The sequence below is a fragment of the Clostridioides sp. ES-S-0054-01 genome (assembly GCA_021561035.1).
Taxonomy (GTDB): Bacteria; Bacillota; Clostridia; order Peptostreptococcales; family Peptostreptococcaceae; genus Clostridioides.
In genome coordinates this window covers 2,170,920-2,194,504 of the sequence record CP067346.1, presented here as the reverse complement: position 1 = coordinate 2,194,504, position 23,585 = coordinate 2,170,920, and the positions used below count along the sequence as shown (strand labels likewise).

14 protein-coding genes and 2 pseudogenes are annotated in these 23,585 nt (G+C 26.0%); 13 read left to right on the top strand and 3 right to left on the bottom strand.

Features of this window, described 5'->3' with window-relative positions; all coding sequences use genetic code 11:
- Positions 1-97: 97 nt before the first annotated feature.
- Together JJC02_10470 and JJC02_10465 are read right to left on the bottom strand one after the other, a co-directional pair.
- Positions 98-613: a ferritin gene (locus JJC02_10470; GenBank protein ID UDN53334.1), complete on the bottom strand. Its 516-nt coding sequence runs from the start codon at positions 611-613 to the stop codon at positions 98-100.
- Between the two features lie 91 nt (positions 614-704).
- A complete protein-coding gene (locus JJC02_10465; protein UDN53333.1) occupies positions 705-1,916 on the bottom strand; it encodes an ROK family transcriptional regulator in 1,212 nt (403 codons plus the stop codon).
- A gap of 668 nt (positions 1,917-2,584) precedes the next feature.
- Here JJC02_10465 and JJC02_10460 point away from each other — a divergent pair.
- From JJC02_10460 to JJC02_10405, 12 genes and pseudogenes are all read left to right on the top strand, one after another.
- Positions 2,585-4,027 (top strand): cell wall-binding repeat-containing protein, encoded by a 1,443-nt coding sequence (locus JJC02_10460; protein UDN53332.1) that lies wholly within the window; start codon positions 2,585-2,587, stop codon positions 4,025-4,027.
- Between the two features lie 168 nt (positions 4,028-4,195).
- A pseudogene (locus tag JJC02_10455) lies at positions 4,196-4,867 on the top strand (histidinol-phosphatase HisJ family protein).
- Between the two features lie 247 nt (positions 4,868-5,114).
- Positions 5,115-6,998, top strand: coding sequence for an alpha-glycosidase (locus JJC02_10450; GenBank protein ID UDN53331.1), 1,884 nt, complete (start codon positions 5,115-5,117; stop codon positions 6,996-6,998).
- A 225-nt stretch (positions 6,999-7,223) separates the two neighbouring features.
- Positions 7,224-7,904, top strand: a complete 681-nt coding sequence (gene pgmB / locus JJC02_10445; protein ID UDN53330.1) for a beta-phosphoglucomutase — start codon at positions 7,224-7,226, stop codon at positions 7,902-7,904.
- Positions 7,901-10,186, top strand: coding sequence for a glycoside hydrolase family 65 protein (locus JJC02_10440; protein ID UDN53329.1), 2,286 nt, complete (start codon positions 7,901-7,903; stop codon positions 10,184-10,186). The genes pgmB and JJC02_10440 overlap by 4 nt, the downstream gene beginning before the upstream one ends.
- Before the next feature lie 228 nt (positions 10,187-10,414).
- Positions 10,415-11,308 (top strand): glucosaminidase domain-containing protein, encoded by an 894-nt coding sequence (locus tag JJC02_10435; GenBank protein ID UDN53328.1) that lies wholly within the window; start codon positions 10,415-10,417, stop codon positions 11,306-11,308.
- Positions 11,309-11,355: 47 nt separating this feature from the next.
- Positions 11,356-13,656 carry a hypothetical protein gene (locus tag JJC02_10430; protein UDN53327.1) on the top strand — a complete coding sequence of 767 codons (2,301 nt, stop codon included), beginning with the start codon at positions 11,356-11,358 and terminating at the stop codon, positions 13,654-13,656.
- A 689-nt stretch (positions 13,657-14,345) separates the two neighbouring features.
- Positions 14,346-14,840 carry a DUF3794 domain-containing protein gene (locus JJC02_10425; GenBank protein UDN53326.1) on the top strand — a complete coding sequence of 165 codons (495 nt, stop codon included), beginning with the start codon at positions 14,346-14,348 and terminating at the stop codon, positions 14,838-14,840.
- 27 nt (positions 14,841-14,867) lie between these two features.
- Entirely contained in the window at positions 14,868-15,815 is a 948-nt protein-coding gene (locus JJC02_10420; GenBank protein UDN53325.1) for a DUF11 domain-containing protein, read from the top strand.
- A gap of 288 nt (positions 15,816-16,103) precedes the next feature.
- Entirely contained in the window at positions 16,104-16,646 is a 543-nt protein-coding gene (locus tag JJC02_10415) for an N-acetylmuramoyl-L-alanine amidase (GenBank protein UDN53324.1), read from the top strand.
- A 320-nt stretch (positions 16,647-16,966) separates the two neighbouring features.
- Positions 16,967-18,448, top strand: a complete 1,482-nt coding sequence (locus JJC02_10410) for a DEAD/DEAH box helicase (GenBank protein ID UDN53323.1) — start codon at positions 16,967-16,969, stop codon at positions 18,446-18,448.
- Positions 18,449-18,664: 216 nt separating this feature from the next.
- Positions 18,665-19,429 (top strand): alpha/beta hydrolase, encoded by a 765-nt coding sequence (locus JJC02_10405; protein UDN53322.1) that lies wholly within the window; start codon positions 18,665-18,667, stop codon positions 19,427-19,429.
- Between the two features lie 104 nt (positions 19,430-19,533).
- Here the strand turns inward: JJC02_10405 and JJC02_10400 are convergent, their stop codons facing one another.
- Positions 19,534-22,719: a DEAD/DEAH box helicase gene (locus JJC02_10400; protein ID UDN53321.1), complete on the bottom strand. Its 3,186-nt coding sequence runs from the start codon at positions 22,717-22,719 to the stop codon at positions 19,534-19,536.
- A gap of 597 nt (positions 22,720-23,316) precedes the next feature.
- Here JJC02_10400 and JJC02_10395 point away from each other — a divergent pair.
- Positions 23,317-23,487: pseudogene (locus JJC02_10395) on the top strand (flavodoxin family protein).
- The last annotated feature ends 98 nt before the right edge of the window (positions 23,488-23,585 follow it).

The window sequence follows — 23,585 nt, the reverse complement described above, 5'->3', positions numbered from 1 at the left end:
TGCATATAAAACGAATAATAAAAAGTGTTTTAATGAGAAGAATCAATTTTGATTTTCATTAAAACACCTTCTTTATTGTATTAAAAACTTTTAAACATTATATTGTAACAGGTGGATTTGTTGGAGCTGTATATGTACGATTAGCAAATTCTTGGTCAACAAAGAATAGACCACCCTCTCCAGCAAGTTTAACACGCTTTATATTGTCTTCACAATTTGTTTCTTCTTCTGCTTGTTCAGATATAAACCAAAGTAAGAATTGAGAAGTTCTAAAGTCTGACTCAGAGTTTGCTACAGCTGCTAAATTGTTTATTAAAGCTGTAACCTTTTTTTCATGAGCTAACGTACGCTCAAGAATATCCATTGCAGAAGTAAAGTCTGAGTCTGGCATTGGGATAGCATCAAGTTGAACCTTTCCTCCTACATTATGTAAGTATTTGTAAAAAAACATAGCATGGTCTGTCTCTTCCTTATACTGAACATAAAACCAATTAGAAAATCCTTTAAGCCCTTCTGCTTCAAGATAAGAAGACATAGAAAGGTAAAGATACGCAGAATATAATTCATGGTTAATCTGCTCATTAAGTAATTTTTCCATTTTAGCTGAAATCATTTTTATACCTCCAAATTTTAAATGTTCTTATAAAATATAATAATATTAAATGGAAAAATATTCAATAAAAGTGTTTAAATATTTTACATATTTAATAAAAATTTATACTACCATTAAAAAAATTATAACTGACAATGGCTATAGAGCCGATTAATGGTGCATTTGCTCCAAAATTTGAATGTCTTACACTTATTTTTTTATATTTAGAAAAACTTGCTGAAGCAGTCAATTTTTTTAATAATGTATTTTCTATAAATGTACCAGGTACATTAAAGTCATAGCCTATTATTATAGAGCTACAATCAATCAATGTAAGTGTATTAACCAGTGCATATGATACATATGTACAAAATTCATCAAGCAAAAACATAGCAAGACTATCTTTATTATTTGCCTCATCTATCAACTTGACTAAAGAAAAGTCTTTACAGTTAATTAATGGAGAGTTTGAATAAATATGGCTCAATGATTCAATTCTTTTAATTAGATTACTAGCACTTGTGTAATAATCTAAACATCCATTGTTACCACAACTACATAATGGTCCACTAAAATTAATTGATGTATGTCCTATTTCTCCGCTTTGTCCTAGGTTACCAGTATGAAGCTTATTTTCTAGCACTAGACCAGCACCAATACCATTCATTATGTGTAGGTATATATAATTTGATATATTTTTACCTAAACCATACATTTTTTCTGCTAATGCACCTGAATTAGCATCATTTATCAAAAATATTGGCAAATCAGACATTTCTTTTATAAAATCTACTATATTTAGATTTGATACATCTCCAAAGTCTGGAGGATTTAGTATAGTACCATTTATATCATCTACTGGACCTATTGAAGAAATACCGATTCCAATTATCTCTCTCTTATTGATTTTCATTATCTTAGTAAACATTCTCTTTATTATATCTTTTAAGACATCATTTGATAGATATTTAGGGTAAGTTTCAGAAAGTTGTTTTACAATATTACCTTTCAAGTCTGAAATAATTACCTTACATATATTTCTTCTTATTAGAATTCCACAAATACAGGGTGATATATTAGAAATATCTAATAAAATAGGTTTACGACCTGATGAATGTGCATTTAAAGTTGATGATTCTATTTCCCTAATCATGTTTTCATTAATAAGTTCAGTAACCAGATTTGATAAGGTCATTTTAGTAAGACCTGTAGATTTAGCTAAATCAACTCTGGACATAGGTGTATTTGTAGAAAGTAATTTCAATATTATTAACTTATTTTTAATTTTTACATCTTTTATATTAGAACCTTGCTTGTTACTCATCGTAATCTCCTTAAATAAAGTTAAGTGTTTTATTTTCAAGGATACTATCACCTTATAATAGAGTAATATTTTTTTACTTGAAAATATCATTAATTAGAATATATCACATTATATATCATAAAACACATAAAAAATATGTTAGAATTAAATTAAAAGTAAAAAAGTAGATTGATATATAAATAAATAGCAAATACTTAATCAAAAAAAGATAATAATAACAGTTATTTTGACCAAGAAACTACTACTTCAAACATTACCTTAAGTAGTTAAGTGGATGGTAGTTCACACATAATAAACTTGATGTAAGATATGTTTTTAATAATATTGATAAAAGATTTACTTAAAACAAATAGATTATGTAAATCTGTAATTTATTTATTGTATACAATAAAATTTCATTTTGTAAAATATTAAAATAAATATGGAATATATATATCTATTTTTATTACAAATTGTTACTAAATATATGTACAATAGAATGAAAATCTATTAAATTGTAACTAAAATGTAAATTTTTCCTTTAATCTATTCAATATTATGGAAACTTTTTGTAATTTATGATATAATAAATATATAATTATTAAATTATAATAAATGACTATAGCGTAGATGTACTACTATGCTATAGTCATTTTTGGATTAAACTTGATATATCAAGGGGGAAGAATATGAGAACAATTAAAAGAGTTTTAGCATTAGGCTTAACATTAGCTATATTTCTAATAAATGTACCTAATGTAAATGCATTAACATCAGATACAATTAAAGGTAACAATATATATGAGACAGCTGGATTAATAGCAGATAAAAAGAATTATGATACAGCAATCATGGTAAATATGGATAATTCTATAGCGGATGGTCTTTCAGCAAGTGGTCTTGCAGGTGCTGTTGATGCTCCAATTTTGCTTGCACAAAAAAATAAAATACCAAATGAAACAAAACAAAGATTAAAAAATGTTAAAAAAATATACATAATAGGTAAAGAATTATCAATAAGTAAGTCAGTAGAAACTGAACTGAAAAACACAGGAGCACAAGTAACTAGGTTGGGTGGAGATGATAGAATAAAGACTAGTTATAGTGTTGCTAAAGAGGTAAGTGGTATTAAAAAAGTTGATGAAGTGATATTAACTAATGCATATAAAGGAGAAGCAGATACAATAAGTGCTGCACCTGTGTCAGTAAGAGATGTAGCTCCTATAGTACTTACAGATGGGAAGAGTGTGCCTTTTTCAACAAGCAATGTAAAAACATATGCAGTAGGTGGAAGTATCTCTATGAGCACTAGTTTGGTTAATAAAACTAATGCTAAAAGACTTGGTGGTTCAGATAGATATGATACAAATAAGAAGGTTATAAAAGAATTTTATCCAGATGCGTCAGAATTTTATTTAAGTGATGGATATGATTTAGTAAATGCACTTACAGGTTCTACAATTGCTAAGGAAAATCCAATTGTATTGGTGTCAGAAAGTAGTGATAGGTCTATATTAGCAGGAGCAGATAAGATTACTCGATTAGGTTCAATAAGTGATAGTGTGTATAATAAGTGTGTTTCTGCTGCACAGAATAATGGAGATTCATCTACAAAAGGTGAAACACAGACTAGAGATGAGACAAGCATATTAGGTAAACCAACAGCTAGTTTAGACGCTTGCTTAAAATGGGCTAAATCTAAAAAAGCTAATGATTTATTTATAGAGTTAATACCAATATTATATGATACTGCTGTTCAGGAAGGTGTAAATCCTGTCTTAGCAGTAGCTCAATCTGCAAAAGAAACTGGTTTTTGTAATTTTGGTGGAGTATTAGACGCATCATTTAAAAATCCTTGTGGTCTTAAGACTACAGAAGGTGGTTCTGATACTGACAAGAATGCACATTCAAGATTTGACACTTGGGAAGAAGGAATACTAGCTCAAATTCAGCATTTATGTTTATATGCAGGACAAGATGGTTATCCACTTTCAAATCCAGTAGACCCTAGACATGAAAAGTCTTTATTTGGGAAAGCTAAGACAGTTGAAAGTCTTTCTAATAATTGGGCTGGAGGACAATATGGACAAGATTTAGTTAGGATGATGGGAGAAATCGAGTCATTAAAGTAATTGAAGTATGTAAAAGCTAGGTTAAGGAGAAGTATCTTTAATGATTTTCTAAAATCAAAAATAGGTGCTTCTCTTTTTTTTAAAAATAAAAGTATGTAAATAAAATTTAACCATTATAATTTTCTTTTAACAAATGTATACAATAAACTTGTTGTATAATTAAGATAGATAAATTATAACGACTATGTTCCAGTATTTAATAAGTTTAAAGAAAAATATAAAAAGGACATAGAGTTATTACTAGGTGTTGAAGTTGGTTATAGAAAACATCTAAAAAATGAAATAGAAGAAATAATAAATTCTAATCCTTTTGATTTTATATTGTGTTCAACTCATACAATTGATAATGTACCTGTTCCATCAAAGGTGTATTTTAAAGGGCTTAGCAAAGAAGATGCATATTATAAATATTTTAATAGCATACTTGAAACTAATCGTGAATTTGGAGATTACAATATATATGGGCATTTGGATTATATATCTAGGTATGGAATATATTCAGATAATAGAGTTATATACAATGATTTTAAAGATGTTATTGATGAGGTTTTGAAGTCAATAATCAATAATGGAAGTGGTATAGAGCTAAATACTTCTGGTTATAGATATGGACTAAATGCTATACATCCAAATGAAGATATATTAAAAAGATATAAAGAACTTGGAGGATTTATAGTTACTGTAGGTTCTGATTCTCATAGAGTAGAAGATATATGTAAAGATTTTGATGTGGCCTATGATATGCTTAAGTATCTTGATTTTAAATATGTATCTTTATTTAAAGAAAGAGAAACTTATTTTATCAACATAGAAAAAGTTAAATCTAACAATATAGCTTAGAGTGTGTTTTGAAGTAAATTAATGGATAACCAAAAAGTTAATAGTTATAGTATTGTATCCTCTAGAAAAATACTAGAGGTTTTTATTTTACAAAAATAACTAAAGGGAATTAAATTTAAATAAGATTGTTTATTTTAAATTGAATAGTTATTGTTAATATATTTTACTATTATATATTTTTATTGTGATATAATAGTAAAATATATTAACCTATCTTTAAATTATTATAAAGGAGGGAAAAATTAAATTGTCTAATAAAAATAAAGAGAGTATAACTTTAAGCAATCAAATCATAGAAAAAAATCAAAGAAATTTAACAAAAGAAGCCATATTACATATACCAATGAGCAATTATGCATATGGTTATGATAAAGAAACATTACATATAAGACTTAGGACTAAAAAAAATGAAGTGAAAAGAGTAAGTTTGAGGATAGGAGACCAATATGTGTGGGATAAAGGTGGTGCAGGAGGAGGGAATCTAAATGCATCTGGAATTGGTTGGTCTGGTGGAACAAATATAACAATGGATAAAGAGGCAGAAACAGAATTATTTGATTATTGGATAGCTAAGTGCAAACCTTTGAATAAACGTTCAAGATATGGTTTTATAATAGAAGGTCAAGGAGAAAAGATTTTATTTACAGAAAAAAGAATAATAGAGTTAGGAAATGAAAATGATGAAAAAGAACTGTGTGAAATAAGTAATTTTTTTGGATACCCATATTTAAACTATATAGATATACCTAAAGTACCAAGTTGGGTCAAGGAGACTATTTGGTATCAGATATTTCCAGATAGATTTGCAAATGGTAACCCATCTATAAATCCAGTAGGAGTGGATGAATGGGGAGCTATTCCAACAAGAGATAATTTTACTGGTGGAGATTTAAAAGGTGTGATAGAACATTTAGATTATTTGAGTGATTTAGGAATAAATGGAATTTACTTTTGCCCCATTACAGTTGGAAAAACAAATCATAGATATGATACGATAGATTATATGGAGATAGACCCCGCATTAGGAGATAAAGAGACTTTAAAAAAACTAATAGAAGAAGCGCATAAGAGAAATATAAAAATAATGTTGGATGCTGTTTTTAATCATATAGGATATTATTCTAAACAGTGGCAAGATGTAGTTAAAAATAAGGAAAATTCCCGATATAAAGAGTGGTTTTATATAAAAGATATGAGTAAAATTGATATTCCAATAGAAGAAATAGATGAAAAAAATATACCTTACGAAACCTTTGGATGTGAAAAATATATGCCTAAACTTAACACAGAAAATTCAGAAGTAATAGAATATTTATTGCGTGTAGGTAAATACTGGATAAAGGAATTTGACATAGATGCGTGGAGATTGGATGTCTCAAATGAAGTGGACCATGTTTTTTGGAGGAAGTTTAGAGAAGAGATTAAGAAAATAAAACCAGATACATACATATTAGGAGAAATATGGCATGGTAGTTTACCGTGGTTGATGGGTGACCAATTTGATTCAGTTATGAATTATGTAATGTATGAAGCTATGAAAAAATTCTTTTGCACAAATGAGATAAATGCTGAAGAATTTAAATACATGATAAATGATGTAATGGTAAGTTATCCAATACAAGTTAATGAAGTTATTTTTAATTTGCTTGGAAGTCATGATACTACAAGAATATTGAACTATGCTGATGGAAATGTTGATAAATTTAAACTTGCATACCTATTTATGTTTGTACAATCAGGGAGTCCTTGTATATATTATGGTGATGAAATTGGAATGGAAGGAGAACTAAGTTTAATATCTGAAGGACAAAGAAAGTGTATGGAATGGAATGAAGAAAAGTGGAATAAGGATATATTTAATTTTATGAAGAAGATTGTTAAGCTTCGTAAAGAAAATGGAGAACTTAGGTCTATATCGAATGAATGGTTACTAGCAGATAAAGAAAATGGAACAATTATATTAAAGAAAGAATCAATTTCTATAATAATAAATAATTCATCTAAAGATGTAATTTTAACATTGCCAGATTATTTAGCAAATAGAAAAGCAAAAGATTTATATGAAGAAAAAATAGTAGATTTAAAAGAAGAAATAATATTAGAAAAATACAAGTTTATCATTTTAAAATAATACAAAAATGTATTTACTTTAGATTTCATGATAAATTGCTATACTGTTTTAAATAAATCTTTATGAACTATAAAAAATTATAGTGTGCAAGAAAGTGAAATGTAAGTAAATTTTAAGTTAAAGACTGAATTAGACTAGATAACTTTATAAATAATATCTTAAATACAAGATAGAAAATAGATTGATTATTAGTCTAAAAAATTCTTTCAGAGAAAGGAAATAAGAATGATTGAAGCATTTATATTTGATTTAGATGGTGTAATTACAGATACTGCATATTATCACTATATGGCTTGGAAAAAACTGGCACACAAGGTTGGTATAGATATAGATACAAAATTTAATGAATCTTTAAAAGGTATAGGTAGAATGGAATCACTGGATAGGATATTAGAATTTGGAAACAAAAAATATTTATTTTCAGAAGAAGAAAAGCTGGAAATGGCTGAAGAAAAAAATAATTATTATGTATCGTTAATAAATGACATAACTTCAAATGATATTTTGCCAGGTATAGAAGACTTGTTAATTGATATAAAATTTAATAATATAAAGATAGGTTTATCTTCTGCAAGCAAGAATGCAACAAATGTATTAAATCATTTGGGTATAAGTAATAAATTTGATTTTATAGCTGATGCAGCAAAATGTAAGAATAACAAACCACATCCAGATATATTTCTTATGTCAGCTAAAGGGCTTGATGTAAATCCACAAAATTGTATAGGGATAGAAGATGCAAGTGCAGGTATAGACGCTATAAACTCAGCTAATATGTTTTCTATTGGTGTTGGAAATTATAAAAATTTAAATAAAGCAAATTTAGTTGTAGATTCAACAAATCAATTAAAGTTTGAATATATACAAGAAAAGTATAATGAGTATATAGTTAGGAGAATTATATGAAATGTTTATTTAATAATATAGATGAATGGAAGATTATACAAGATAAGATTGAAATCAAAGAAAATAGATTAGCAGAATCCATAATGAGTACAGGTAATGGTTATATGGGTATGAGGGGAAACTATGAGGAAAATTATAGTGGAGACACACATAAGGGGTCTTATATAGCTGGAGTATGGTTTCCAGATAAAACTCGTGTTGGATGGTGGAAAAATGGATACCCAGAATACTTTGGTAAAATTCCTAATTCAGTCAACTATATAGGTGTAAGAATTTTTATAGATGATGTAGAATTAGATTTAGTAAAATGTAAAGTAGAAGATTTTTATAGAGAATTAGATATGAAAAATGGTACTTTAAATCGTAGGTTTATCGTAAATATAAATGATAAAAAATTTGAAGCTAAGATTACTAGATTTTTAAGTATATCTGTTAAGGAACTAGCAGTAATTAAATACAGTATAAAAGCATTAAATTCTAATGCTAAAATAAAATTTATACCATATTTAGATTCAAATATAAAAAATGAAGATTCAAATTATGAGGAAGAATTTTGGAATGGAATTTCTTCAAATTCTTTAGAATATAAAGGAAGTATTATTTCGCGAACAAAGGAAAATGCATTTAATACACCAGTGTTCACTGTGGGTGCAATGATGTATATTAAGACAAATGGTGAAGTAGAAGCTATATCTCATAAGAGCGATTATAATTACTGTGAAAATTCAATAACAATGGATGTTTTAAAAAATGAAGTTGCAAGTATAGAAAAATATGTATCTATAACTTCAACTAGAGATTATAAAGAAAGTGAGCTATTAAGAAAATGTGACGATATTTTAAATAGAGAAGTATCTAAAAGCTATGATGATATATTGAATGAACACACAAAGTTGTGGAATAAAAGATGGGAAAGTGCAGATGTAAAAATAAATGGAGACAAAAGTAGCCAACAAGGTATACGATATAATTTATTTCAATTATTTTCAACATATTATGGAGAAGATTCACGATTAAATATAGGTCCAAAAGGATTTACTGGCGAAAAGTATGGAGGAGCTACTTATTGGGATACAGAAGCGTTTTGTGTTCCAGTATATCTTGGTATAGCAGATAAGAAGGTAACTAGAAATCTTTTAGAATATAGGTACAATCAGTTAGCACAGGCAAAGGATAATGCAAAAAAACTAGGGCTTAAAGGTGCTTTATATCCAATGGTTACGTTTGATGGAGTAGAATGTCATAATGAATGGGAGATAACATTTGAGGAAATCCACCGAAATGGAAGTATAGTATATGCAATATATAACTATACAAATTATACAGGTGACTTTGAATATATAAAAGAAAAGGGAATAGATGTAATAATAGAAATAGCTAGATTTTGGGCAAGTAGAGTTCATTTGTCTACGAAAAAAGATTTGTATATGATACATGGAGTTACAGGACCTAACGAATTTGAAAACAATATCAATAATAATTGGTATACTAACTATATAGCTAAATGGTGTTTAGATTATGCTGTAGAAAATATCTTACGATTAGAAAAAGAGTATAATGAGTGTATTGACAGAAATAGTGTGACTAGGGAAGAAATTGAGTTTTGGAAAATAATATCAAAAAAGATGTATTTGCCATATGATGAGGAATTACAAATAATAATTCAAAACGATAATTTTTTAGATAAAGAATTTATAGAAGTAAAAGATTTACCAAGAGAAAATCTTCCTCTTAATCAAAATTGGTCTTGGGATAAGATTCTTAGGTCGTGTTTTATAAAGCAAGCAGATGTATTACAGGGAATTTACTATTTTGGAAATAGATTCACTAAAGAAGAGAAAAAGAGAAATTTTGACTTCTATGAAAAATATACTGTTCATGAATCTTCTTTATCTTCAAGTATTTATTCTATTATTGCCTCTGAAATAGATAACTTAGAAAAGGCTTATGAATTATACTCAAGAACAGCTAGGCTTGACTTAGATAATTACAATAATGATACAAATGATGGACTTCATATAACTTCTATGTCTGGTTCATGGCTTTCCATTGTACATGGATTTGCAGGTATGAGAACGTGGGATGAAACACTATCTTTTGACCCTAAGTTGCCCAAAGAATGGAAAAATTATTCTTTCAATATAAACTATAGAGATAATATTATTAATGTAGATGTATGTAGTAATTTAATTAAAATAGAAAATTTAAAAGGTAAACCAATAAAAATTATTGTATATGGTAAAAAATATATATTAGAAAAATATATAAAAATTGATAAATAGACTTAATAATATTTTTATTATGTAAATAGTTAAAATAAGTTTATCTAATTATGAATTTATTTTAACTATTTTTTTGTTTAATAGAAAACTATATATTATAACAATAATCGTTCTTTTAATTAAATATATTTCATAAATCTTCATAAAATCTTCAGAATTTCGTAAAGAATATGTCACAAAAGTAAGATATATTGTAGTCAGCAGATAATATAAGGGAGGACAATATTTATGAAGAATAAAAAATTCATTGTTATAATACTGATAATATCAATTTTAATAGGTGTATTAGTGAAGGAATATTCATCTAGAGAGATAAGTAAGGATGATATAAATGTCAGTAAGTATATAAAATATTCTGATTTAGCAAGCAAAAACAATGTACAAGTTAACTGGAAGTATGTAGCGTCCATTGTTGCTGTGTTAAATAAAAATAACTTAAAAAATGTTAAGGATTCACAGATAGAAGAAGTATCGGATTTATTTGTTAAGAATTTTTCTAAAAATAATAAAGTAAATAAGTTAAGTGATGTTTTGAATGAGTTAGAATTTAATAATAGACAAAAAAGATTGGTTGATAATTATATAGACAACCTTAATGATTATGGTATAAAACCAGAAAGATTGAAGTCTGATACACAATATATGAAGTTTATCGACGAAATTAAAACAGAAGCTATACAAAATTATAAAGATTATAAAATACTTCCATCTATAACTATTGCACAAGCTATAATAGAGTCTAGCTGGGGTAAGTCAACTTTGGCAAAACAATATAATAATCTATTTGGTATAAAGGCTGATGCTTATTGGAAAGGTAAGTCAGTGACTTTAGAAACAAAAGAACACTTAGATACAATTATAGATGATAAATTTAGAATATATGATGATAAAAACGAATCTATAAAAGACCATGCAAAATTTTTAGCCACAAATAAAAGATATAAAACTAATGGCGTGTTTGATGCAAACACGTATATATATCAAGCTAAAGCATTAGAAAAGGCAGGTTATAGTACTGCAAAGGATGAAAATGGAAATAGTATATATGCAGCTCGTCTAATAGAACTAATTCAACAATACAATCTTCAATTAATAGATAGTGAAATTCAAAGTGAAATGTAACTTTGACGTAACATAAGGATGATATATTTATCGAGGAGGTGGCTTTTATGAAAAAAATAGTCTCGATATTTATAAGTTGCATGGTTGTTGTAACTATTATTACTGGATGTAGTAGTGGTGAGGTAGATAATATCAAATCATCCATGTACAATGTTAAAAATTTGGATTTTAGTTTTGAAGTGAAACCTGAAACCTTTGAGGTATCAGTTGAATCTGATGGTTCAAAAGAAAAGATATCTGAACCATTAAAAGAAAGGAAGGTATCAAATTTCAAAAAGACAAAAACAGAAGTATCATGGACATATCCTGATGAAAACATAGACATAAATATAAAAAAAGAGGACAATTATTTAGATGTAAACATTAAATCTAATTTAGAAAAAGAATCTAGTTTTAATTGGCCTAAGGTCGAAGGTGAAAGTTATGTACTACCACTTTATGAAGGTAAGTTTATACCAAGTAATGATAAGTATTGGAAAGAACATTTAAATGAGTCCACTTATAATGTTATAGAATCTTTTTCAATGCAATTCTTTGCAGTGAATAAAGCAAAATATTCTGTGCTCTATATTATTGAAAATGAATTCAACAATGAAATTGAATTTAGTTCTAAAGATAAGATTAATTTTACATTTAAACACGAATATCCAAGTATCAATAAAAATAAAGAGTATGGGTTTAAAATATATCTGACTAATAAGAATATTACAGATATAGCAAAAACTTATAAAACTTATATAGTTGATAAAGGAGAGTTTAAAACATTAGAAGAAAAATCTAAAGAAAACAAAAATATTGAAAAACTTTATGGAGCACCACAGATTTATTTTGGAGATAAATCTATAATCACAATAAATGATATTAAATGGAATAAACTAAAAGAAAACTTACCAGATAATTTGATTGATTGGATGAAAGAACTTTTAAGTAGGAAATCTGATGATAGTGAATTTATAGAAGTGATTAATCAGATAGAAACTCAAGATTATATAGATAAATATCAAAGGAATCAAATAGTACAAGCATTTAATGAAGTTATGCAGATGAATACTTTTTATAATGATAAAGTTTTTGACAGCAAGGATAAAGATATAAAAAAAGTATTACAAAAAGGTATATCTAAATTAAGTAGAGTAGAACTTATAGAGTTTAATAAGAAGTTATTAAAATCAAAATTGGGTGATAATGTAAATGATGTTGCTACATGGGCAAAGTATAATACAATTGATGTAATTAATGATATTAATAAATCTGGAATTAAAAATGCGTGGATAGGATTTGATGATATGGAGGAAGGTTATATATCTTTAGAGATGGTTAAGAGAGCTAATGATTTGGGTTATCTCGTAGGACCATATGATTCATATCATTCTATACACAAGCCAGGGGAAGAAAAATGGAGTACGGCGTCATTTGAGGATAAATCTCTATATGAAAATGCTACTATAGAAAATAAAAAAGGTGAAAAAGAAACTGGATTCCAAGGAGAAGGAAGAAAATTAAATCCTACATTGTCTTTACCAAGTGTGAAAGAGAGAGTACAAAGTATATTGGATGAAGGATATGAGTTTAATTCTTGGTTTATAGATTGTGATGCTACAGGTGAAATCTATGATGACTATTCTTCAAATCATATAACAACTCAAGCACAGGATTTAAAGGCTAGACTTGAGAGAATGTCATATATAAGAGATAATGCAAATATGGTTATAGGTTCAGAAGGTGGAAATGATTTTTCAAGTAGTACCATAGCATTTGCACATGGGCTTGAGACACCAGCATTTGCTTGGGTAGATAAAGATATGAGTAAGAATAAAGAAAGCGAATATTATGTTGGTAAATACTATTCTCCAACAGGAGGAGTACCAGAAGTATTTTCAAAGCAGATACCTGTAAAAGAAAAATATAAAAAAATATTTATAGACCCAGCTTATTCTCTACCCTTATTTAGATTAGTTTATAATGATTCTGTTGTATCTTCTCATCAGTGGTTATGGGGAACTTTTAAAATTAAGGATGAAGTTGGAAGTAGAATGATGAGAGAAGTATTGTATAATACACCACCTATGTATTATATAGATAGAACTGAATGGGAAAAACACAAAGATGAAATAATTTCTCATAATAAAATATGGTCAGAATTTAATAAAAAGGCTATTAAAAGGGAGATGACAGACTTTAAATTTATTTCTAAGGATAGATTAGTTCAAATGACTGAATATGGAGAAGATTTAAAGGTAGTAGCCAATTTCTCTCAAAAGGATGTTAAGTATAAGGACGAAGTTATAAAAGCAAATTCTCTGGTAATATATGATGACAATAATAAAATAGTATATAAACCAGAATAGTAGGTTTAATGGAAATAAAGAGGGTTTAGATTTTAAGTAAAAAATAATATGATAATTTATTTAGTTTGTATTAAAATAGTGACTATATTAATCTGGATAATTAATATGGTCACTATTATTTATAGTTTTTTAGTATAAATAAGCTTTAAATTTTTTAAGGAGGTATTTATGAGAGTCCAACGATTACTTGGATTACTTTGTATTCTTACCAATATTGATAAAATCACAGTTCAATAACTGGTAGATAGATTTGATGTATTTAAGCGAACTATTTTCAGAGATTTAGATATGCTAAATTGTGCAGGAATTCAAATTGTATCCTATCTTGGAACTGGAGTATCAGTCATGCAAGGTATAATGTCAATAAAGATGGATAATATCCTAGTTTTGGCATTGAAAGTGAGATAGATTTTGCATTTATAGAACACTTCTTTTTTAAAATGACTGACCGGCAGTCTATTGAATTATAATAAACTATATTTAAAAAGTCAATAGAATATATAGAGAGTTATACATAATGAAAAATTCTAAGATACATTTTTATTATTAAATAGAAATCAATACATATAAAAAATTTACTATACCTTAAAAATAGATAACAACTAGATGCTGAATAATCAAAAATGGGTAATTTAGGATAGTTTTTATGAATAGTATTAATATATAGGTATAGGGAGATTGATGTAATTATGTATGAAAATAATAAGGTAATATATAATTTTGAAAGATGTGAAAGACTAGAGAATACTTTTTATTCATCTCAATTTAACACATATAAAAATTTTAAGTTGATTTCTAAGAAATATGTAATAAATTCATTGGAAGCATCTGTTTGTAGTGTAAAGGTTCATAATATGAGTCTGATTGATACTATGAAAAGTGTATCCTTAGAAGATGAACAAATGACAGGAAAGAAGTTGATTTTAGTTGGAGATATAAATACTGATGTAATACTAAATTATGTAGGTAATAAGAAAAATCGAAATTCTAATAAAAAAAATATACTTAAATTAAAAATACCCTTTAGTACATTTATACAAATGCCTAGAAAAATAGAAAATAAAGATAAAATTAATTTAAAGTATCTTATACAGGACATGACATCATCTATTTTAGATGATAATAATTTATTTATTAGTGTGACTGCAATTATAAGTTATGATAATAATTTTAAAATAGAGTAATTTTTAAGTTATAGAAAGGTGGATGCAATGAGAATAACAAGAACTACTTTTAATGATGTATTTTCAAATGATGTAAATGGAAGCATTTTAAAAGTAGAAAAATATGTTGATAAAAAGTGTGCATCTGTATTTGATATTTTGACCTATACTGTTATTGTTAAAAATACGAGTAGGTACAAAACTGGAAATATATTTTTTAAAGATTATATTTCTAAATATATAGAGTTTATAAGTAATACTGTAAAAGTTAATGGTATTATAAAACGTGGTTTAGACCCACAACAAGGTTTTTACATAGGGAGAATAGATGCAAGTTGTAATAAAATAATATCTTTTAAAAGTGTAGTTTTGCCAAATTCAGCATATGGAGTTATAAAGAATAATGCTAATATATACTATTACTACAAGTGTAATCTAGATAAATTCCCAACAAGGATATCAATAGAAAGCAATAGAGTTTATACTAATGTAAATAAAAGCGTATTTAAGCAATTGAATATAAGTAATACTTTAAAGATGCCTAAAAATTTAAAGGATATATTAAAAGTAAATATAAATAGTAAAATACTTGATGTTAAACCTATGAAAAATCCTATAGACAAAGGAAATGATTTGAAACTATGCGACTTGATAGTTTTTGGGAGTGTAGAGGTTGAAATAGACTATAGTTGTAAAAATCGGAGTAAGTTTAAAATAGTAAATAAGCTTAATAATATTCAGAAATATAAAGATTATAGCAATGACATACAAAATAATAACGAAAATATAAGCGATTATAAAAAGCAAACAAGTTTTAGTGATAATAAAGTAAAAAAGTTAATGAAAACTTTTGGATTTTCCTGTTTCATTTGTTCACCAGTTGGAATTGTCTATGGAGATATGAAAAACATAAATATAAAAACTGAACATACATCAATAAATAAATTAAATCCAGGTGAATTATTTATAAATACATCACTTTTATTATATTATTAGTTATTTAAATCTAAAACTTAAGATTATTAAACTAGCATTTGATTAAATGAAACTAGATATTGATATATGTATTGTATATATAAATGATTAATTAAATAATTATAAATAATAAGAACAGTATAATATTTAAAAAATGTAGATTTATGATAAAATAAGACAAATATGTTAAAAAAATGATAATCACGGAGAACTTTTGCCTTCTCAAATTAATATATTATTATTAGTAATAACTTTAAAATTATATTACTATTATATAAAAATTGGCTTAAAAGAAGGTGAAAAAAGTAAATGAAAATATGCATAACAGTAGGTCATAGTATACTAAAAGGTGGTAAAAGTACAGGTGTAAGTGGTATAGTTGATGAATACAATTATAACAAAAAATTAGCTCCTATGTTAGCTGAGATGCTTATAAGTCAAGGTAATACAGTAGATGTAATAATTTGTCCAGAAAGACACTTTATGTCAGAAAGAGAAGAATTTTTCTATAGAGTTCCAAAAGTAAATAGTGGCAAATACGATTTATTAGTAGAGCTACATTTAAATAAAGGTGATGGAACAAAATTTGGTACAGAAGTTCTTTATTATGGTAATGAAGGGTTAGAATATGCTAAAAGAGTATCTAATAGACTTGGAGAATTATTTGAAAATAGAGGAGCTAAAAAAAGAGAAAATTTATATATATTGAGAAATACAAATCCGGTTGCAATACAGATTGAAAGTTTTTTCTGTGATAATGTAAATGATTGTAACAAAGCAAATGAAGCAGGTTATGATTATATAGCACGATTGATTACAGAAGGTATATTGAATAAAGATATAGATATGTGAGATTATGGTGATTTAGGTGTTGATTAATACCTTTTTATTTTAGATACAAACTAAAACACAGTATATTAGTATAATTTTAAAAGATATATTAGTTTAGTTAGATAAAAGAAATGCTCCCTTAAAATGTTGATTTATCAGTATATTTAAGGGGGTATTTAAATTCAAAAATTTAATCATTTTTGCACGAAACTGTATATTTATATAATATCTATTTTTATGTTTAGTATAATAAATAACATAAAAATATTGAAATCTTGTATTATAATAATATAATGTAGAAAAATATAAGAGATAAAATAAATATAACAAGGTGGTAAGAAATGAAGTATACATTTGAAAGTTTTAATTTAAATGATAAGATACTTAAGTCATTGAAGAATTTAGAATATAATATACCTTCTAGAGTACAAATAGAGGTTATTCCAAATTTGTTAAATGGTCAAAACATAGCAGTGAAGTCAAAAACAGGGAGTGGGAAAACAGCAAGCTTTGCAATCCCTGTATGTGAGAGCATAGATGTGGAGTACAATAATATTCAGGCACTTATAGTAGTTCCAACAAGAGAATTAGCTCTACAGGTAAAAGATGAGATATCAGGAATAGGGAGATTAAAGAAGGTGAGATGTAGCGCTATCTTTGGTAAACAACCTATAAAAGAACAAATAGCACAATTAAAGCAAAGGGTTCATATTGTTGTAGCTACTCCAGGTAGAATAATTGACCATATAAATAAAGGCACTATTAATTTGGACAATATAAGGTATTTAGTGATAGACGAAGCTGATAAAATGTTTAATAGAGGTTTTGTTGAACAAATGGAAGAAATATTATCGAGTTTGCCTAAAGAGAAAACAATAGGACTCTTTTCAGCTACAATGAGCGAAGAGATAAAGTATATATGTGAAAAATATATACCAAATTATAACATTATAAATATAAATGAAAATAATGAGAAAGCAAAGCAAATAGATGATAGAATAATAAAAGTAAATGAAAGAGATAAGTATATAATTTTAAAAGAGTTAATATACAGTGAAAATCCAAAGAGTGTAATAATTTTTTGTAATACTAGAGAAAAAGTATCTAGATTATATAATAGAATGAGTAAAGATGGTTTTTTAGTAAGGCAGTTACATGCTGATTTATCACAAGAAAAAAGAATATTTGTAATTAAAGACTTTAAAGATTTAAAATTTAATGTGTTAGTTAGCAGTGATGTAGCATCTAGAGGAATACATATTGATGATATTTCTTTAGTTGTAAACTATGATGTACCTTATGATAAGGAAAATTACATACATAGAATTGGGAGAACTGGAAGAAAAGGAAGTAGTGGAAAGGCTATTACTATAGTAGATGCATGGGATGAAAAATATATAGAGGGTATAGAAGAATATATAGGATATAAAATATATGAAATACCTACAATAGAGAAAAGTAGAATTATATCAGGTAAAAGGTTGTTTGAAGAATATTCAAAAAAACTTTTAAGAGAAGCTTTAAAAAGAAAGAAAGTCAGTAAAAGTTGTCAAAAATACGAAGATGCTAAACTAAATTTAGAAGATGAAGTTGTAAGATTATATTTAAATGCTGGGAAAAAGAAGAAAATAAGAGTTTTGGATATAGTTGGAGCATTTAGTAACCTAAAAGAAATTACTAATGATGATATAGGCGTAATAGAAGTTCAAGATTTGTGTTCATATGTAGATATATTAAATTATAAAGGAGATTTAATATTAAAAAAATATAAGGAAATACCTATAAAGAAAAAAATGGTTAAGGTAAAGAGAGATATGAGGTAGTTGAAGTTAAGATTGTGAATTAAATTTAACAAAATAAATTAATTTTGTATTTTTTAAAATTATTATGTTACAAAACTTAAAAAAGTAAGTCATAAAGTGACAAAAAGAGTTATTGATTTTGAAAAAGCTTTAAGCTATAATGACCTTAAAGGTTTATAACAATATTAACTATGAATATAAGTTATAAATATATAAAAATATTGGAGGAGGGAACATATGTCATATTTTACCTATAATGACAAAAAATGCTACTATAATGAAATAGGAGATGGTACACCATTACTTTTTTTACATGGTAATACTGCTTCTTCTAAGATGTTTAATGAAGTAGTTGATTTTTATAAAGACGAATATAAAGTAATATTAATAGATTTTGTAGGTCATGGTCAATCTCAAATAGTGGATAAATTCTCTGCAGATTTATGGTTTGATGAGGCTATGCAAGTTATATGCTTTTTAGAAAAAATGAATTATAAAAAAGTAAATATAATTGGAAGTAGTGGAGGAGCTCTTGTAGCATTAAATGTTGCCCTTGAAAGACCTGACTTAGTTAATAAAGTAATAGCAGATAGCTTTGAAGGGGAAGTTCCTCTAGAACCATTTGTAAAAAATGTGAAGACAGAGCGTGAAGAATCAAAACAAGATGCTAATGCAAAAGCTTTTTATATTTATAATCACGGAGAAAACTGGGAGAAAGTTGTGGATAATGATACAGAAGCTATTTTTGAACACTATAAAACTATAGGTAAATTCTTTCATAAACCTCTAGAAACTATGCAACCAGATGTACTTTTAACAGGAAGTAGAGAAGATGAGTTTGTATCTTTAGTATCTCCTGATTTTTTTGAAAATACTTTTTCATCACTTCTTAAAAAAATTAAAAATGGTAAAATGCACTTGTTTGATAAAGGTGGTCATCCAGCTATTTTATCAAATGGATTAGATTTTTCAGATGTAGCAAAGAAATTTTTAAAAGAATAATTTAGTAATACTATTATTTAAAGTTTTAGGATTTACATAAAATGTAGCTTATCTATATAAATTTTAGAATAAATTTATATAGATAAGCTATAAGATTAAATACTTTAATTAAATAAATCTATTATCTCATCATCAGACAAACTTTTCAATACACTTTCATTAGAAAGTTCTCCATTTATAAACTGATTTATAAGTTCTTTTTTACTTTCTTGTAATTTTATTATTTTTTCTTCTATAGTTCCTTTAGCAATTAATTTTATAACTTGTACTGAATTTTTCTGACCAAATCTATGAGCCCTATCACTAGCTTGATTTTCTACTGATGGGTTCCACCACGGATCAAAGTGAATTACCATATCAGCAGATGTAAGGTTTAAACCAGTTCCACCTGCTTTTAGAGATATTAAAAAAACTTTTTTATCCATACTTTTATTAAATGTATCTACAAGTTCAAGCCTTTCTTTAGCATTAGTTTTACCATCAATATAATGATATTCAATTTTGTATTTATCAAGTTGTTTACTTATGTTTTTAAGTACAGAGGTAAATTGTGAAAACAGTAATATCTTGTGGTTTTCATTTATACCATCCCTAAGTATTTCTAGACACGTTTCAATTTTTGAACTTTTTTTACTGTAATCTTTTACTACTATACTTGGGTCTAAACAAAGTTGTCTTAGCTTTGTTAAGTAAGAAAAGATAACTATTTTATCTTTCTTTAGATTTTTATCTTTTATTTTCTCTTGTATATCTTTTGCATATACACTATATATTTTTTTCTGTTCTTTATTTAACTCTACAAAAAAGTTTTTCTCAATTTTATCTGGAAGTTCTTTCATCACTTGTTTTTTGCTTCTTCTAAGAATAAAAGGTTTTATTAGTTTTTTCAAATTTTCAACATTATCTTCTTTATTTATGAATAACTCTTGAAACTTTGCTTTAGTATATAAATAACCAGGCATTATAAAATCGAATATAGACCATAATTCTAGCAGATTATTTTCTATAGGTGTACCAGTAAGTGCAAATTTATTTTCTGCATTTATATTTTTTACAGACTCCGTTACTAAAGCTACTGGATTTTTAATATTCTGAGCTTCATCTATGATACAATAATCAAACTTTATTTCACTATATTTCTCCAAATCATTTCTAAGAGTTCCATATGTTGTAAGTATTACATCAAAATTTTCTAACTCCATAAGATATTTTTCTCTATCTCTTTTACTTCCATGTATCAATAAAACTTTTATATCTGGAGCAAATTTTTCCAATTCATTTTTCCAATTATAAATAAGCGATGTGGGTGTAACAATAAGGCTTTTTTTATTGGATAATGATAATAAAAATGCAATAGTCTGTATTGTTTTACCAAGACCCATTTCATCAGCTAATATACCACCAAATTTATAATAATCTAAAACTTTAAACCAATTAAAACCATTTATTTGGTAGTCACGAAGGTCTGCTTTTAAATTGTTTGGAATATCTAAATTTATACTATCAAAACTTCTAAATTTTTCACAAATACTATCTAATTCTTTTTTGCCATCTATAAACTTTAATTTTTTACCTTTTATCATATCATTTATATATAGAGCTTTATTATTATGAATCTTGTTATTTTTTGACTTACCAATTATATCTAGATTTTCAACTAATTCAAAAAAATCTTTTGTTTCTTTTTCTGATAAATCTATAAAGTTTCCATCTTTAAGCTTATAAAAAGTACGTTTTTCTTGAAGAGCTTTTAAAATAGCTTTGTACTCTTTTGGATTTATATCAGATATATTAAAATTAAATTCTAGATAATTTTGATTAGTTTGATTAATTGAAGCTTGAATTGATGAAGAATTATATATCTTTTTCAATTTAAACTTTTCAGAATAATATATATCTCCAAATTCTTTTAAAGATTCTAATTGTGAATCTAAAAATGTAAATAGGTCATAATCACTTCCTTTAAATACATAACTGTTATTTTCTTTTACAAATTGCGAAGAAGTTATTTTATTTTCAATTTTAGTTTCTTTTTGTGTATTGGGAAGTATGAATTTTTTCCCTTCATTGTCATATATATACTTTACATCACAATATATATTGTCATCAATCATATCAAAATAGAACTCAGCTTTAAAATCTTTTGTTATATTATTTTTTATGTTGTCGTCCAAATAAACTTCTTGAGCTATTGATTTTAACCTAGGAACTAATAATCCTAAAACATCTTTAGAATCTTCTTTATCAAATTTCAATTCTTTAGATTTTGATAGTACTTGATAAATTTTTGAATAATCATGAGCTTTTTTATGTGATAGTAAGTAGATATTATCATCATATAAAAGTACATCATTTTTTCTAGTAAGTGGAACTGGTAGTGAATCTTGAGAAGATAAGACTATTTTATCTTCTATATTTTTTAAATTAAATTTTACTGGCAAAGTATCATTTAATATTTTTGGATGGTATTCTTTTTTAGAAAAAATAAGTGTAAAGTCTTTGTATTTAATAGCATTTAAAAACTGTTTTAAAGAACTTGCATTTATCTCCATAAATTTCTTTGAATATGATGAAGAAAAGTTGTATGAAAGATTTGTACCATACTCTTCTATAATATCTACTAATTTTTCATCTTCATCGGCAAAATAATGAATGTTGGGGTTGTAAGTAAATTTTTTTCCAAAATCTAATTCATATCCGTTAAGTTTTGAGTATGCAAATTCAGTGATGTTTTTTAAAATGTACATTTTATCAATTCCAATTTTAAATTCGGCAATTGCTTTATTTGAATCAACATTTATTAATACATCTAAATTAACTCTTTCTCTTTTAGTATTATCTAAAAAAGAAAGCAGTTGCTTACTTAAATCTAAGTTGGTTTTAGAATTAGTATTAGAAATTTTATCCTTATTATCACCTAATATGTCTATTAAAATAGGAGGAACATCTTTTTTATTTTTTATTTGTTTTAAGCTTTTTATCACAATAGCAACTATATGTTTACATATGAAAATTCTTTGATTTACACCCTTTGATTGACAATCAGCACAGCTACAATCATTTTCAATTATCTTAAAGTATCTTATATCTATAGTTATTGAACTAAAATAAAAGCTATAATTATCTTCAGAATTGACTCCACCACGAAATGTCAACAAATTATTTTGTAGGTCATCAATATCTATGTCTATATAATCAACCAATTGATTGGTGTAGTATTTTACACCTCTTGACCATCTTGATGGTTCTGTATTTCTTCTTATTAATTTATATATCATATCTATTTTCATATTATTCACCTTACCTCATTGTATATATTATAATCTAAATACATTCAATTTACACTCTAAATTTAAGAATAAAATTAAGGTAGATATGAATAGTATTTATCTATTATAAGATATATGTAAATAACAATTTACTATTAGGTTTTTCTTGAATTATCCTATAAGCTATGAGTGAAAAATGATTATATAAACAAATTATTAGTAAATATAAAATTTTATTATTAAAAATATTCTTGGGAATTACAATACATAAAATATAAAGCATGATATTTGAATAAAAAGAATGTATAATAAGTATAGTAATTTATATTTATTATTAGGAAAGAAAAATATTGATATGGATAGTTATATGTAGCTTAAAGCTAAAATACCATGTAAGGAAACTGGTATAGAAATAAAAACACCTCTAAAGAGAATTGGGAAAAGGGGTAAAGGCAAATTTAAGCCAATATCATAGGATGAGGCTTATAGAGAAATAGCAGAAAAATTAAATAGAGATTTAATTACAATATAAAATGTAAATAAAACAAGTACAAAGTATTTTCTGATGAAGTATATAAAATATACTGTTAGAATAAAGTGTGTTTTAGGTTAAATTTAGAAAAATATTTTAGATATACTGCAAAACATTTAAAGGGCATGGGATTAAATCACTACAAAACTATAGTTGTAACCAGAGCATTTGAAAGGAATTCAACTAAAAAAAATTTTAAGGTATTAAAAAAGGCTTACAAACTTGGAATAAAAATAGCCATTGATATTAATAAATAGATAAAATTTTACTTTATAGCATAGTTAAAGGAGTATTAATTGTTAATACTCCTTTAACTATGCTATAAAGGTTTCTAGAAAGTAATTAATAAAGACAA